Origin of the sequence: Eikenella sp. NML99-0057 (assembly GCF_001648535.1) — a bacterium.
In the GTDB taxonomy this organism is placed as follows: Bacteria; Pseudomonadota; Gammaproteobacteria; order Burkholderiales; family Neisseriaceae; genus Eikenella; species Eikenella exigua.
The window spans coordinates 199761-213757 of the sequence record NZ_LXST01000006.1 but is presented as its reverse complement, the minus strand read 5'-3'; the positions used below and the strand labels follow the sequence as shown (position 1 = coordinate 213757).

Here is a 13997-nt window from a genome sequence, read left to right as displayed (position 1 = left end):
GCCTTGGCAATGCAAAGTGCGCATTATATAGCGAAACGCCAAACCGCCCCACCGCCAAGCACGCATATGGCGCATAAAAACATAGATTATCAATTTGAAACAATAGATTATTTGTTGCTTGCCATTCTTGGCTCGAAACTTGCTTGAAGTTTGTTCAATACCGCTCGGCAGTCGCCGACCTACTTCCCCAACCCCATTCCCCGCACACGTAAAACACATGGAAAACTCCGCAGAACGTTTGGCTTGGATACAGCTTGCGCTGATGCCGTATATCGGCGCGGAAACGTTTTACGAATTGTGCCGCCACTACGGCTCGGCCGACGCCGTGTGGGCTGCCGAGCAGGAAGTGGGCGCCATTCTGCCCAGCCGCCCGGCGCAGGAAGCCTGGCGCAGCCGCCGCCACGAGGCCGAGGCCACTGCCGAAGCCGCGCTGGCATGGGAGCAGCAGGAAAACTGCCGTTTATTGTTGGCTTGCGACGCAGATTTTCCGCCGCAATTGGGCGAAGGCATCACCGCCCCGCCCTTATTGTTTGCCCGCGGCAATACTGAATGGCTGCATCGGCCTTCAGTGGCCATCGTGGGCAGCCGGCACGCCACGCCGCAAGCGATGCGGATTGCCGGTGAGTTCGGCGAAGCCTTGGCTGCAGCCGGCATCGTAACCGTATCCGGCATGGCCGCCGGCATTGACAGCGCCGCCCACGAAGGCGCATTGCGCAGGCAGGGCGGCACGGTGGCGGTGTGGGGCACGGGCATCGACCGCGTGTATCCTGTGGCCAATAAAGCCTTGGCGCACAGCATTGCCGAACAAGGCTGTGTGCTCTCCGAGTTCCCCTTGGGCACGCGTCCGCTGGCCGGTAACTTCCCGCGCCGCAACCGCTTGATTGCCGCTCTCTCCTCCGCCGTGCTGGTGGTGGAAGCCGCTGTGGAATCCGGCTCTCTGATTACCGCGCGGCTGGCGGCAGACATGGGGCGCGAAGTGTTCGCCGTGCCCGGCTCTATCGACAATCCGCACAGCAAAGGTTGCCATGCGCTGATTAAGCAAGGCGCGAAGCTCACCGAAACGCTGGCCGATATTTTGGAAGAATGCCCGCAGCTGCCGCAAACCGTATCGCCTAACCGCCAAACGGCAGCTCAAACCAAAAGGCTACCTGAAAACGAGCGTAGCGAGTTTCTGCGAAACAAAAATGAAGCTGGCGAGCATCGTGAAACTGAATCGCTCCCAAGCGAACAGCCCGTCTTGGCCGATACCGTGCCGGAGCCGACCGAAACGGAAACCTCGCCGCTGCTGCAAGCCATGGGCTACGATGCAGTACACCCCGACAGCCTGGCCGAGCGGCTCAAACTGCCCGCTGCCGATGTGTATGCCGAACTGACTCTATTAGAAATCAACGGCCAAATTGCCCCACTCTCCGGCGGCCGTTACCAACGTATTGCTCCAAACAGGAATGCCAAATGATTGATGTAATTGCATTTTTGATAAACAACTTCCAAGACTTCGACACCTGCCCGCGCAGCGAGGCCTTGGGCAGCCTCTTGGAACAGGTGGGTTTCCAGGATGAGGAAATTCGTGATACGCTATTATTTATGAATGTGCTCCAAGAACGCAGCCGCTCGCTACACCGCAATTTCCGCGAAGAGCAGGCGATGCGTGTGTATCTGCCCGAAGAGCTTGCCGCTTTGCCGCCCGAAGCTTTGGGTTTGCTGCACTTTTTGGTGCAAAACGGCGCTCTCTCTGTGGAGCAGCGGGAATTTGTGCTGCTTGCGCTGATGCACCTTTCGGCCAAAGCAGACGAGCCGCTCACCGATGCACACGTGAAAGTGCTGTCGCTCTTGGTGTTGTGGGCAGACAAATCCGAGCTGCCCATGCTCATCAGCGACGATTTGGTCAATGCCCTGCTGCATGGCCGAGCAGTAATGAATTGAGAAAGGCCACTGCTCTTATAATATAAGGCTACCTGAAAGATTGAGATTTTCAGGTAGCCTTTGATTGAATACAGCGCTCTTGCACCAAGATGGATTCAGGCTACCTGAAACCTTGCTTTTATTGGCTAAAGCACAATATTTCTTCAGCTACAGCGTGGCCGGAAACAAAAGTATTTTGCGAGGAAACTATGTCGAAAAACCTGCTGATTGTGGAATCTCCCAACAAAATCAAATCGATTAAGAAATACCTGGGCAGCGATTTTGAAGTATTGGCCTCCTTCGGCCACGTGCGCGATTTGGTGCCGAAAAACGGCGCCGTCGATCCCGAGCACGATTTCGCCATGAAATACGAAGTGCCGGCCAAGAGCAAAAAGCACATCGACGCCATCGTGGCCGCTGCCAAAGAAGCCGACACCCTCTATCTGGCCACCGACCCGGACCGCGAAGGCGAAGCCATTTCCTGGCATATCTACGAAATCCTCAAATCCAAACGCGGCATCAAAAATCTGGACGAGCGCACCCTGCGCGTGGTGTTCCATGAGGTTACCAAAAAAGGCGTGCAGGAAGCCCTCAAGCAGCCGCGCAAGCTCGATATGGGCTTGGTGGACGCGCAACAGGCGCGCCGCGCCTTGGATTACTTGGTCGGCTTCAACCTCTCCCCGCTGCTGTGGAAGAAAATCCGACGCGGCCTGAGCGCCGGCCGCGTGCAAAGCCCCGCCCTGCGCCTGATTTGCGAGCGCGAAAACGAAATCCGCGCCTTTGAAACGCAGGAATACTGGAGCGTGCACCTCGACAGCCACAAAGGCCGCCAAAAATTTGCCGCCAAACTCACCCAATGGCAGGGCGGCAAACTGGAGCAGTTCTCCCTGCCTAACGAAGCCGCCCAGGCCGCCGTGTTGGCCGCCATGCAGGGCAAACCCGCGCAAGTGCTCGACGTGGTGAAGAAAAAAGCCACCCGCAAGCCCGCCGCGCCCTACACTACCTCCACCATGCAGCAAGACGCCGTACGCAAGCTCAGCTTCACCACCGACCGCACCATGCGCACCGCCCAGCAGCTGTTTGAAGGCGTGGACGTAGGCCAAGGCTCGGTCGGCCTGATTACTTATATGCGTACCGACAGCGTAACCCTGTCGCAAGACGCATTGGCCGAAATCCACCACTACATCGATAACAAAATCGGTGCCGATTTCCTGCCCAAATCGCCGCGCATGTACCGCACCAAATCCAAAAACGCCCAAGAGGCGCACGAAGCCATCCGCCCCACTTCGGTGTACCGCACGCCCGAGAGCGTGAAGCCCTTCCTGTCCGCCGACCAATTCAAGCTTTACCAAATGATTTGGCAGCGCACCATGGCCTGCCAGATGGTGGAAGCCAAATTCGACGCCACCACTGTGGACATCGGCGTGGGCGAAGGTGTGTTCCGCGCTACCGGCCAAGTACTTGTATTTGCCGGCTTCTTGAGCGTGTATCAGGAGGGCCACGATGACGACGACGAGGATGAAGACAACAAAAAACTGCCCGAATTGGCCGTGGGCGACGCTCTGCCTGTGAACAAACTCTACGGCGAGCAGCATTTCACTCAGCCCCCGCCCCGCTTCAACGAAGCCACGCTGGTAAAAGCCTTGGAGGAGTTCGGTATCGGCCGCCCCTCCACCTACGCCAGCATCATCAAAACCCTGAAAGACCGCGAATACGTAACTATCGACCAGCGCCGTTTCCTGCCCACCGACACCGGCGAAATCGTGAACAAATTCCTCACCGAACACTTCACCCAATACGTGGATTACGACTTTACCGCCAAGCTAGAAGACCAGCTCGACGACATTGCCAACGGCAAGCGGCAGTGGATTCCCGTGATGGACAAATTCTGGAAAGGCTTCCACAAACAGATTGAGGAAAAAGCCGGCATCGAGCGCGCCAAAATCACCACCGAAGAGCTGGACGAAACCTGCCCCAAATGCGGCCAACACAAGCTGCAAATCAAATTCGGCAAACGCGGCCGCTTCATCGCCTGCTCCGGCTACCCCGATTGCGACTACACCCGCAATCTCAACGAAACCGCCGACGAAGCTGCCAAAGCCGCTGAAGAGCCCACCATCGTAGAAGGGCGAGAATGTCCTAAATGCGGCGGTCAGCTTGTGTATAAAAAAGGCCGTTTCGGAAAATTCATCGGCTGTGCCAACTACCCCAAGTGCAAACACATCGAACCCTTGGAAAAACCCAAAGACACCGGCGTGGCCTGCCCCAAATGCGGCAAAGGCAGCCTGATCGAGCGCAAATCGCGCTACGGCAAGCTGTTCTACAGCTGCAACACCTACCCCGACTGCGACTACGCCACCTGGAACCCGCCCGTGGCCGAAGAATGCCCGAAATGCCACTGGCCAGTGCTCACCATCAAAACCACCAAACGCTGGGGTGTGGAAAAATTCTGCCCACAGAAAGAGTGCGGCTGGAAAGAGCAAATCGAACCGCCCGCTCCGAAAGGCTAAAGTCGTAACTAAACGGAAGGCTACCTGAAAATGAGCAATATTTTTCAGGTAGCCTTTATTGAGCAAATATATAAATCAAATTTAAATTAGGACAAAGCAGCTAGCCGCAGAAGTGTAGTTAAGTACAGCAAACCCGGCCAACGTTATCCTGGATGCAAATAGATTTACCGTACAACGCTAGAACATAAAAAAGCAGCCATCAACCGCTATCGGTTGAGGCTGCTTTCGGTTGTCAGTAGGGGGACATTATTTCCGCAGGTTCGCGAAAATAGCCAAAATAGCCACGGCGCCCAGCGTGGATGCAACCCAGCCTGCTGGCTGCCCGATGGCATACCAGCCCATCATCTGCCCAACCCAGCTGGCCAGCACCGAGCCACCGATGCCGAGTAGCGTAGTCATGATGATACCCAAGCGTTGCCCGCCCGGATACAGGAATTTGGCCAAAACACCGATGATGAAGCCGATGATGATGGTACCGATCATGGTTAGTTTTCCTCTTATGGTGTGATTAGATGGCATACATATCAGGCAAACGGCCGGCTTTTCAAGATAAAGGCTACCTGAATTTTAGCTTCGCAGAAACTCGCGGAGCTCGTTTTCAGGTAGCCTTTCCTATTTAACCAAAGCAACAAACTAAATTCCTACCACGGCTGTTCCTGCACCGCTTCCTGCAAGCTTTGGCGCACGCTGGTGCCTACTCCTTTGCTGAACAGGCGACTGATGTCATCGGCAGGGGTGTAGTCCACCAGCTCGGGGGCTTTGATGATATCGCGCGATACGCTGTAGATATCGCCCAGGCCATCGATGAGGCCGGTTCTGAGAGCTTCGTTGCCGGTATATACGCGGCCGCTGAACAGGTCGGGATGGTCGGCTTCGTGCAGGCGTTTGCCGCGCCCGTCGCGCACGGCTTTGATGAATTGCTGGTGGATGTCGTCCAGCATGCCTTGCCAAATGGCGGTTTGCTCGGGGGTTTCCGGGCTGAAGGGGTCACCCATGCCTTTGTTACTGCCAGCAGTGCGCAGGCGGCGTTGGATGCCCATATTGTGCATCAGGCCGGTGAGGTCGAAGCTACTGCCGATCACGCCGATGCTGCCGACGATGCTGGAGGAGTCGGCATAGATTTTATCGGCGGCGGCGGCGATGTAGTAACAGCCAGAGGCGCACATGTCTTCGGCCACCATATACACGGGGATGTTGGGATGCTCGGCGCGCAGGCGTCGGATTTCGCGGTAGGCTACGCCAGATACCACGGGCGAGCCGCCAGGGCTGTTGGCGCGGATGATGATGCCGCGTACCTGTTTGTTTTTATAGGCGGCTTCAAGGCCTTGGCGCAGTTTGCCAGCCTGGTTTTCGCCGGCGGTAATCGCACCTTCCAAGCGGATCACTGCGGTATGCGGCCCGGCAGCGGCGGGATTGAGGCTGCCTATATTGCCGAAAATGGCAAACAGATAGAGAGCCAGGAAGGCGATGAGCAACAGGCGGAAAATGAGCTTCCAAATGCGGGCACGGCGTTGCTCGCGGTAAGCTTCGAGCAGGAGTTTTTCCAGGGTGTCGCGCTCCCAGTTGCCACTGTTCGGCTCGCTATTGCGGCGAATGATGTGTTTCATGGCGGGTAACTTTCTTGGAATGATGTGGAATGCCGGAAGGGCATACTTGAAAACGGTATGCGCCTGATTCCGACGGGAAAGGGTGGCTATTGTAACACGCGGCGGCGGCAGCGGTTTCAAGTAGCCCTTATGGTTGCCTACCAAAGATGTCTAGGGCCGGCTAACCCACTGACTACCTGAAAACAAAAGCTACCTGAAAAGCAGAAACACTTTTCAGGTAGCCTTTTATTCATCTGACAACAAACTATTTTTCAGCCTGCTTTTCAGCTTGCAGCTGGGCTTTGCGCTCTTCCAGCCAGTGCTCCAGATAGTGGATGCTCACGCCGCCTTTGGTGAAGCCGGGGTCGCGGAATAGGTCGTCGTGCAGTAGGGCATTGGTTTTGATGCCGCTCACGGTAAGCTCGGAGAGGGCAACGTGCATTTTGGCGATGGCCTGCTCGCGATCGTTGCCATACACGCAGATTTTGCCGATGAGGCTGTCGTAGTTCGGCGGAATGCGGTAGCCCTGATAAATGTGGCTGTCCACGCGCACGCCGAAGCCGCCGGGCAGATGGCAGCTGGTGATGCAGCCCGGACTGGGGATGAAGCTGTAGGGGTCTTCGGCGTTGATGCGGCATTCGAAGGCATGGCCTTGGATCACCACGTCTTTCTGCTTGTATTGCAGCGGCAGCCCGGCGGCGATGCGCAGCTGCTCCTGCACGATGTCGATGCCGGTAATCAGCTCGGTTACGGGGTGTTCTACCTGCACGCGGGTGTTCATTTCGATGAAGAAGAATTCTCCGTCCTCGTACAGAAATTCAAATGTGCCGGCACCGCGGTAACCAATGCGTTTGCAGGCAGCCACGCAGGCTTTGCCGATTTTCTCGCGCTCTTTGGCGGTGATGCCGGGCGCAGGGGCTTCTTCGATCACCTTTTGGTGGCGGCGCTGCATGGAGCAGTCGCGCTCGCCCAGATAAATGGCGTTGCCGTGCTCGTCGGCCAGCACCTGCACTTCCACGTGGCGCGGGCGTTGCAGGAAGCGTTCCATATACACCATCGGATTGCCGAAGGCGGCTTCGGCTTCGGCCTTGGTCATTTCCACGGCCTTAATCAGGTCTTCGCGTTTTTCCACCACGCGCATACCGCGCCCGCCGCCACCACCGGAAGCTTTGATGATCACGGGGTAGCCCACGCGCTCGGCGGTTTTGAGGATTTCGTCGGGGTCGTCGGGAAGTGCGCCGTCTGAGCCGGGCACGCAAGGCACGCCGGATTCGAGCATGGCTTTCTTGGCAGACACTTTATCGCCCATCAGGCGGATGGTATCGGCACGCGGGCCGATGAAGATGAAGCCGGATTCTTCCACCTGCTCGGCAAAACGGTCGTTTTCAGCCAGGAAGCCGTAGCCGGGGTGGACGGCGTCGGCGCCGGTTACTTCGGCGGCGGCGATGATGGAGGGAATGTGCAGATAGCTCTGCGCAGAGGGGGCGGGGCCGATGCAGACGGATTCGTCGGCCAGCTTAACGTGCAGGCTGTCGTTGTCGGCAGTGGAATGCACGGCCACGGTGGCGATGCCCATTTCGCGGCAGGCGCGCAATACGCGCAGGGCGATTTCACCACGGTTGGCGATGAGGACTTTTTTCAGCATAATCTTTGCCTTATGGTTTTCAGGTAGCCTTTATGCCGCAGCAGGAGGCTACCTGAAAAATTATTCGATGATAAACAGCGGCTCGCCAAACTCTACCGGCTGGCCGTTTTCCACCAGAATTTCTTTCACCACGCCGCTGCGTTCGGCTTCGATTTCGTTCATCAGCTTCATGGCTTCGATGATGCACAAGGTGTCGCCGGCGTTCACGCTCTGGCCCACTTCCACAAACACCGGCGCGTTCGGGCCGGGGGCGCGGTAGAAAGTGCCCACCATGGGCGAGGTTTGCGCTTTGCTCAAATCGCGGGCGGGTGCGGCAGGCGCGCCTGCGGCTGCAACGGGCGCGGCAGGAGCCGGAGCAGCGGCCACAGCAGGCGCGGCGGCATACACAGGCTGCGGCGCGGCCAGCGAGCGGGTGATGCGCACTTTTTCTTCGCCTTCGGTTACTTCAATCTCGGCAATGCCGGATTCTTCCACCAAGTCGATGAGTTTTTTGAGTTTGCGTAAATCCATAATTAGAGGTCCTTTTAAGGGATTCGGAGCCGGGCTTTAGCCAGCCTGTTTTTGTTGCAAGTATTCAATGGCGAAATCCAGCGCGGCGGAGTAGCCGTGTGCGCCCAGCCCGCAAATCACGCCCTGCGCCAAATCGGAAAAATAAGAATGGCAGCGGAAGGGCTCGCGGGCGTGCACGTTGGAGAGGTGGACTTCAATAAAGGGTTTGCCGGCGGCGGCGAGCGCATCGCGCAGGGCGACGCTGGTGTGGGTGTAGGCTGCCGGGTTGATGATAATGAAGGCGGTATGGTCGGCCATAGCCGCCTGGGCACGCTCCACCAGCACAGCTTCGGCATTGCTCTGCACGGCTTCAAAGGCAAAACCGGCAGCTTCGGCGCGCGTCTGCAGGCCGGCATTGATGTCGGCAAGGGTGGTGCGGCCGTAGATTTCCGGTTCGCGCTGCCCCAAAAGATTGAGGTTGGGGCCGTGCATAACGAGGATGGCGGGTTTCATGCTGGAGAGCAGTTTAAATTCGGTTGAAATGAATAATTGCGCCTGAAAACGCAGTTTGCCGCTAGCGGGCAAGATGCACATTTTCGGCGATAGTGGGGGAAATGTCCAGTTTTTGTATTTATCTGTATGGAAACGGCAGGATTTGTTAAGCAGCAGCTTCAACCGTATTTAAAGCGGCGAAGGCTACCTGAAAACGCAGCGCAGCTAAGTTTCTGCGAAGCTAAACTTCCAGGTAGCCTTCTGTGCCCTTTGCCAGGCAAGTATTTATTTCTTGTCGTGCTGTCTCAGAATTTGATAGAGCTGGTCTTTCAAATGCAGCTTCTGTTTTTTCAGAACTTCCACTTCGTCCAAATTGCCGGTAACCGGGTTTTTAACCATATTGGCGATTTTTTCATCCAGCTCGTTGTGTTCGTCAAACAGGCGGGCAAAGCGCTTGTCGGATTGTTTGAGCTGGCTGATGAGGTCGCGGTATTCGGGGAACATTGTTTTCTCGCTTTCGAGTGGGTAAGGGTTGAACAACCTTTTTATCTTGACTGTACTTTATCATAGCCGGCGGGAAAAATCGAACGGCTCCTGCTTTTATTCGCTTTATAATGAAACCCTCCAAATTATTACACTGCCGCCATGCCCGAAATCGAAAGCCACCCCTTCCCCGCCCTGCTGCCTCCGGATGCCACCGTGATGATGATGGGCACCTTCCCGCCCAAGGTGGAAAAGCACGCCATGCTGTTTCACTATCCCAATTTCATCAACGACATGTGGCGCGTATACGGGCTCGTGTTCTTCAACGATGCCGCACATTTCCAAAAAATAGGCGAAAAGGCATTTGATGCAGAAAAAATCAAAGTCTTCCTACGCGAGCGCGGTATCGCTTCCTGCCCCACCGTGCTCAAGGCCGTGCGCGAGCAAGACAATGCCTCCGACAAATTCCTACGCGTGGTGAAAACCGTGGATTTGCCCGCCGTGCTCGCCCAGCTGCCGTGCTGCCGCCATATATGCGCCACCGGCGGCAAGGCCACCGAAGTGCTGCTCTCCCTGCTGCCCGATGCGCCGAAAATGCCGAAAACCGGCGAAACGCTGCCCTTCACTTTAGCCAATCGGCATCTCACCCTCACCCGCCTGCCTTCCACCTCGCGGGCATATCCGCTGAGCTTGCAGAAAAAGGCAGCAGCATATCGGGCGTTTTTCGAGATGGCTGGATTGGTATAGTTTTCAGGTAGCCTTCCGTTAGCGGCGGCAGGCTGTTGCAAGAGGATTAAACCATGCGTTTCCGTATTTGGCAGGCAAACGGCCTGCCGCACCCTTATGTGATGCTGTTTTTGGCACCGGCGTTTTGGGCCACGAGCAATGTGGCGGGCAAGCTAGGCAAAGCTTGGCTTTCGCCTTATGAGTTTACGTTTTGGCGCTGGGTGCTGGCGGCTTTGCTGCTTTCGTGGTTGTTCCGCATGCGGATTCGGGAGGATTTGCCTGTGCTCAAGCCGCGTGCGTTGTGGCTGTTGTTGGTGGGCGGCAGCGGGTTTGCGCTGTTTAATATTGTGCTCTACAGCGCGTTTGCGCGCGGAGCGGCGGTGGTGAATGTGTCGATTATCACGGCGCTGATTCCGGTAATGGTGTTGCTCGCGGAGGTGCTGTTTTGGCGCACGCGGGCGCATGGGCTGCAATGGCTGGGGGTGGGGCTGTCGTTTATGGGCGTGGTGTGGGTGGTGGGCCGGGGCAATCCGGCCGCGCTGCTGGAAACGGGTTTGGCGCAAGGGGATGCGCTGGCATTGGCTACTTCTTTGATTTATGCGGGCTATTCGCTGGCGTTGCGCACTGCGCCGAAGGTGCATTGGGCAAGCCTGCTGTGGGCGATGTGCGTAGCGGCGGTGGTGGCGAGTGCGCCGTTTTATGTGTGGGAAGGGGTGGAGAGGGGCTTCCGGCTGCCGCCGTGGCAGGCTTGGTTGTTGCTGCTTTATATTGCTGTGTTTATTGCGATTTTGTCCAAGCTGTTTTATATGGAAAGCGTGATTGCGATTGGCGCGGGGCGGGCGGCGCTCACGATGAACCTGCTGCCAGTGTTCGGCGCGCTGGTGGGCGCGGCGGCCTTTCCAGACGAACGGCTGGGCGGCTATGTGCTCACGGCCTTAATCTTGGTGGCGGCAGGGATTGCGGCTTCGGAATGGGGCGCAGCGAGAAAACGGGCTTTGGAAAGCGTGAAATAGTGGCAGCCGTACGCTCAAAGACACGATGAACGAAGCCATGCTAGAATGAACCACCCGCATGGACGACATGACACCGAAGTCAAAGCACAGATGCAGGAAGCGATTGGGCGGCAACCCAACGTGGCCATGGCCTGTGTGGGTGGCAGCAACAACGCCATCGGCCTGTTTCCCGTATACTGGAAGCAGTATACGCCTCATCGGTGTGCTGCACGGTTTCCGCAGCTATTAATTGCGGGACGACAACAGCCAAGTGCTCGGCACACATTCCGTTTCCGCCAGCATCAGCTATCCCAGCATCAACTCGGAATACCGCCCTTTGGCCAACATCAGCCGCGTGGAATACATGGCAAGCTGAAAGCGGGCGTGAAAAATTCCGCGACAGAGTAAAACGCCAGTGGCTGGAACAATTATTCAAAGCCGAACTCAAAACACGCGGATTCCAGGTAGCCTCATACGACAGGGAAAGCAGGCATTCCTCCATATCGAAAAATATAGTGGTTCAGCAAAAATCAGAGCGAGGCGGCAAGCCACAGATAGTACAAGTAGTACAACAAGACGAGCCAACGCTGCACTAGTTTAAATTTAACCCACTATAATGTTATCCACTATATAATTTTGTTTAATCATACTTTCAGGAAACGCCATGTCTGCTTCACGTATGCTTGCCGCTGCCGTATCCGCCGTCCTGCTGCTGAACCTGGGCGGCTGCGCCAACAGCTCCGCCCTGCAATATACCACTTCCCAAGCGCAAAATACCGCCCGGGTATATTACGGCGAAGTGCTGTCGGTAACGCCCACCACCATCCGCGGCGAAGACAACGCGCTGCTCACCACCGCCGGTTCGCTGCTGGGCGGCATCGGCGGCAGCAATTTCGGCAAAGGCCGGGGCGAGGCAGTGAGCGCGATTTTGGGCGCGGTGGTGGGCGGTTTGGGCACCCAGTCGCTCACCCGCGGGCTCGACAGCTAACGCGGCTATGAAATCGTAGTTCAGTTCGAAGGCTCGCGCGATGCGATTTCCGTGGTGCAGAAAGACGACATCCAATTCCAGCCCGGCCAGCGCGTGCGCGTGCTGCAAGGTGCTAACGGCGTCACCCGCGTGCTGCCGGCGAGTCAATATTCGGCCTACTAGAAACCTGTTCGCAGCCCCTAATCGGCTGCACGGCAAGGATAAAAGGCTACCTGAAACTTTCAGGTAGCCTTTTGTTGAATGCCAGCAGGCGGCCTTAAATCCGCTTGGCCAGCTCTTCCGCCTTGCCCACATACAGCGCGGGAGTGAGCGCGAGCAGGCGTGCTTTGGCTTCTTCGGGGATGTCGAGGCCGCGGATGAAGGATTGGAGGGTGGCGGGCGTGATGCCGTCTTGGCCGCGGGTGAGGGCTTTGAGTTGTTCGTAGGCCCGCGGCACAGCGTGGCAGCGCATCACGGTTTGGATGGGCTCGGCTAGGAGCTCCCAGGTGGCGTCGAGGTCGGCCTGCATGGCGGTGGAGTTGGCTTCGAGTTTGTTCAGGCCGCGCAGGTGGGCGGCCCAGCCGAGCAGGGTGTAGCCGGCGCCCACGCCCATGTTGCGCAGTACGGTGCTGTCGGTCAGGTCGCGCTGCCAGCGGGATACGGGCAGTTTCTCGGCCATGAAGCCGAGGATGGCGTTGGCGGTGCCGAGGTTGCCTTCGGAGTTTTCAAAGTCGATGGGGTTCACTTTGTGCGGCATGGTGGAGGAACCGACTTCGCCAGCCTTCACTTTTTGTTTGAAATAGCCGAGCGAAATGTAGCCCCACACGTCGCGGTTGAAATCGATGAGAATGGTGTTGATGCGGCTGAGGGTTTGGAAGAACTCGGCCATGTAGTCGTGCGGCTCGATTTGGATGGTGTAGGGGTTGAAGGTGAGCCCGAGCGACTGTTCGACAAAGCGGCGGCAATACGCTTCCCAATCCATATCGGGGTAGGCGGAGAGATGGGCGTTGTAGTTGCCCACGGCACCGTTGATTTTGCCCAAGAATTCCTGTTTCTCCAGCTGGGCGGTTTGGCGCTGCAAACGGGCGAGGACGTTGGCGATTTCTTTGCCCAGGGTGGTGGGGGTGGCGGGCTGGCCGTGGGTGCGGCTCATCATGGGTTGGGCGGCCAGGCCGTGTGCCATTTGGCGCAGTTTGGCGGCGATTTCAGCCAGTTTGGGCAGCAGCACGCTATCGCGGGCTTCGCGCAGCATCAGGGCGTGGGAAAGGTTGTTGATGTCTTCGCTGGTGCAGGCAAAGTGGATGAATTCGTTTGCCTTTTGGATTTCAGGTAGCCTCTCGAAGCGCTGCTTGAGCCAGTATTCCACGGCTTTCACATCGTGGTTGGTGGTGGCTTCGATGGCTTTCACTTCGGCGGCGTGTTCGGGCGAAAAGCCGGCAATCACGGCATCGATTTCGGCCAAGGTGGCGGCGGAAAAGGGCGGCACTTCGCTAATTTCGGGCTCGGCAGCCAGCAATTTTAGCCATTCCAGCTCCACGCGCACGCGGGCGCGGATCAGGCCGTATTCGGAAAAAACGGGGCGCAGGGCTTCAACAGCGGCGGCATAGCGGCCGTCGAGCGGGGAAAGGGCAAGCAGGGCAGACATGTGGTTTCCTATGAAAAAAGGCCAACAAACCGGCGGTATTCTACCCGAAAAGCGGAAAGGCTACCTGAAAGCGATGGCTTGGCGCATTCTGCACAGCTAAAGCGGTAGAATACGTTTTCACTTCATGTTTTCAGGTAGCCTCTCACATGAGCCGCTTTATCCGCCAAACCCTACTCAGCCCGGATGCCCTCGCCGTCAGCGTAGATTTATCCCACATCAAAACCCCGCACAGCCTGATGCAGCGCATGCAAGAAGCCTTCGAACTGCCCGCCTGTTTCAGCGGCGGCCTCGATTCGCTCAACGACTGTATGCGCGACTTGGGCTGGCTGCCGCAACGCGAAATCCACATCGCCTTTTGCGGCCTGGCCGACCTCAGGCAACGCCAGCCCAAACTGTTTGCCGATATTGCCGACTGCCTGGAGCTATACCGCAATTATTGGCACGGTAACCCGCAGGAGCATAAAATCGTGCGGATTTCGATAGCGGATTAAACCGCCGCCCCTCCCCCATTTACACTTCGTTGAAGCTCACGCTTTAGCGCCCAAACACCGTTTTCAGGT

Annotated in this window: 14 protein-coding genes and 1 pseudogene; 8 read left to right on the top strand and 7 right to left on the bottom strand. The window is 57.1% G+C overall.

The features are described from left to right. Positions 1–217 precede the first annotated feature (217 nt). The 3 genes from dprA (at position 218) to topA (ending at position 4412) form a co-directional block, all read left to right on the top strand. A complete protein-coding gene (gene dprA / locus A7Q03_RS08220; RefSeq protein ID WP_067448907.1) occupies positions 218–1456 on the top strand; it encodes a DNA-processing protein DprA in 1239 nt (412 codons plus the stop codon). Continuing rightward, a complete protein-coding gene (locus A7Q03_RS08215; RefSeq protein ID WP_067448905.1) occupies positions 1453–1923 on the top strand; it encodes a DUF494 family protein in 471 nt (156 codons plus the stop codon). The genes dprA and A7Q03_RS08215 overlap by 4 nt, the downstream gene beginning before the upstream one ends. 188 nt (positions 1924–2111) lie before the next feature. Continuing rightward, positions 2112–4412, top strand: a complete 2301-nt coding sequence (gene topA / locus A7Q03_RS08210) for a type I DNA topoisomerase (RefSeq protein WP_067448903.1) — start codon at positions 2112–2114, stop codon at positions 4410–4412. Between the two features lie 246 nt (positions 4413–4658). Here the strand turns inward: topA and A7Q03_RS08205 are convergent, their stop codons facing one another. From A7Q03_RS08205 to A7Q03_RS08180, 6 genes are all read right to left on the bottom strand, one after another. Continuing rightward, on the bottom strand, positions 4659–4895 hold the full coding sequence (locus A7Q03_RS08205; protein WP_067439810.1) for a GlsB/YeaQ/YmgE family stress response membrane protein: 237 nt from the start codon (positions 4893–4895) through the stop codon (positions 4659–4661). Positions 4896–5053: 158 nt separating this feature from the next. After that, positions 5054–6019 (bottom strand): S49 family peptidase, encoded by a 966-nt coding sequence (locus tag A7Q03_RS08200; protein WP_067448901.1) that lies wholly within the window; start codon positions 6017–6019, stop codon positions 5054–5056. A 244-nt stretch (positions 6020–6263) separates the two neighbouring features. Further along, positions 6264–7643 (bottom strand): acetyl-CoA carboxylase biotin carboxylase subunit, encoded by a 1380-nt coding sequence (accC, locus tag A7Q03_RS08195; RefSeq protein WP_067448899.1) that lies wholly within the window; start codon positions 7641–7643, stop codon positions 6264–6266. A gap of 60 nt (positions 7644–7703) precedes the next feature. Beyond that, positions 7704–8153 carry an acetyl-CoA carboxylase biotin carboxyl carrier protein gene (accB, locus tag A7Q03_RS08190; protein ID WP_067448897.1) on the bottom strand — a complete coding sequence of 150 codons (450 nt, stop codon included), beginning with the start codon at positions 8151–8153 and terminating at the stop codon, positions 7704–7706. A 36-nt stretch (positions 8154–8189) separates the two neighbouring features. Next, positions 8190–8645 (bottom strand): type II 3-dehydroquinate dehydratase, encoded by a 456-nt coding sequence (gene aroQ, locus A7Q03_RS08185; RefSeq protein ID WP_067448967.1) that lies wholly within the window; start codon positions 8643–8645, stop codon positions 8190–8192. Between the two features lie 264 nt (positions 8646–8909). Beyond that, positions 8910–9128 (bottom strand): YdcH family protein, encoded by a 219-nt coding sequence (locus A7Q03_RS08180; RefSeq protein ID WP_067439820.1) that lies wholly within the window; start codon positions 9126–9128, stop codon positions 8910–8912. Between the two features lie 141 nt (positions 9129–9269). On the opposite strand from A7Q03_RS08180, the gene A7Q03_RS08175 reads away from it, so the two are divergent. The 4 genes and pseudogenes from A7Q03_RS08175 to A7Q03_RS08165 all read left to right on the top strand — a co-directional run bounded on the left by A7Q03_RS08175 (position 9270) and on the right by A7Q03_RS08165 (position 11813). Next, positions 9270–9854, top strand: a complete 585-nt coding sequence (locus tag A7Q03_RS08175) for a uracil-DNA glycosylase family protein (protein WP_067448895.1) — start codon at positions 9270–9272, stop codon at positions 9852–9854. 53 nt (positions 9855–9907) lie between these two features. Further along, the gene (locus tag A7Q03_RS08170) at positions 9908–10846 is read left to right on the top strand and encodes a DMT family transporter (RefSeq protein WP_067448893.1); all 939 of its coding nucleotides are present in this window, start codon (positions 9908–9910) and stop codon (positions 10844–10846) included. Continuing rightward, positions 10842–11189 (top strand): annotated as a pseudogene (locus A7Q03_RS10645) (tryptophan synthase subunit beta); the annotation flags it as partial. The gene A7Q03_RS08170 and the pseudogene A7Q03_RS10645, both read left to right, overlap by 5 nt. A 300-nt stretch (positions 11190–11489) precedes the next feature. Further along, complete coding sequence (locus A7Q03_RS08165; RefSeq protein ID WP_231881782.1) at positions 11490–11813, top strand: hypothetical protein; 324 nt, start codon at positions 11490–11492, stop codon at positions 11811–11813. 256 nt (positions 11814–12069) lie between these two features. Here the strand turns inward: A7Q03_RS08165 and purB are convergent, their stop codons facing one another. Continuing rightward, on the bottom strand, positions 12070–13437 hold the full coding sequence (purB, locus tag A7Q03_RS08160) for an adenylosuccinate lyase (RefSeq protein WP_067448891.1): 1368 nt from the start codon (positions 13435–13437) through the stop codon (positions 12070–12072). Between the two features lie 146 nt (positions 13438–13583). Between purB and A7Q03_RS08155 the strand changes: the two genes are divergently transcribed. Continuing rightward, positions 13584–13928, top strand: coding sequence for a barstar family protein (locus A7Q03_RS08155; protein WP_067448889.1), 345 nt, complete (start codon positions 13584–13586; stop codon positions 13926–13928). The last annotated feature ends 69 nt before the right edge of the window (positions 13929–13997 follow it).

Coding starts and splice junctions, on each gene's coding strand:
- A7Q03_RS08205 (WP_067439810.1), bottom strand. CDS start 4,895: ATGATCGGTACCATCATCATCGGCTTCATCATCGGTGTTTTGGCCAAA.
- accB (WP_067448897.1), bottom strand. CDS start 8,153: ATGGATTTACGCAAACTCAAAAAACTCATCGACTTGGTGGAAGAATCC.
- A7Q03_RS08155 (WP_067448889.1), top strand. CDS start 13,584: ATGAGCCGCTTTATCCGCCAAACCCTACTCAGCCCGGATGCCCTCGCC.
- purB (WP_067448891.1), bottom strand. CDS start 13,437: ATGTCTGCCCTGCTTGCCCTTTCCCCGCTCGACGGCCGCTATGCCGCC.
- A7Q03_RS08165 (WP_231881782.1), top strand. CDS start 11,490: ATGTCTGCTTCACGTATGCTTGCCGCTGCCGTATCCGCCGTCCTGCTG.
- A7Q03_RS08170 (WP_067448893.1), top strand. CDS start 9,908: ATGCGTTTCCGTATTTGGCAGGCAAACGGCCTGCCGCACCCTTATGTG.
- A7Q03_RS08180 (WP_067439820.1), bottom strand. CDS start 9,128: ATGTTCCCCGAATACCGCGACCTCATCAGCCAGCTCAAACAATCCGAC.
- accC (WP_067448899.1), bottom strand. CDS start 7,643: ATGCTGAAAAAAGTCCTCATCGCCAACCGTGGTGAAATCGCCCTGCGC.
- A7Q03_RS08175 (WP_067448895.1), top strand. CDS start 9,270: ATGCCCGAAATCGAAAGCCACCCCTTCCCCGCCCTGCTGCCTCCGGAT.
- dprA (WP_067448907.1), top strand. CDS start 218: ATGGAAAACTCCGCAGAACGTTTGGCTTGGATACAGCTTGCGCTGATG.
- topA (WP_067448903.1), top strand. CDS start 2,112: ATGTCGAAAAACCTGCTGATTGTGGAATCTCCCAACAAAATCAAATCG.
- aroQ (WP_067448967.1), bottom strand. CDS start 8,645: ATGAAACCCGCCATCCTCGTTATGCACGGCCCCAACCTCAATCTTTTG.
- A7Q03_RS08215 (WP_067448905.1), top strand. CDS start 1,453: ATGATTGATGTAATTGCATTTTTGATAAACAACTTCCAAGACTTCGAC.
- A7Q03_RS08200 (WP_067448901.1), bottom strand. CDS start 6,019: ATGAAACACATCATTCGCCGCAATAGCGAGCCGAACAGTGGCAACTGG.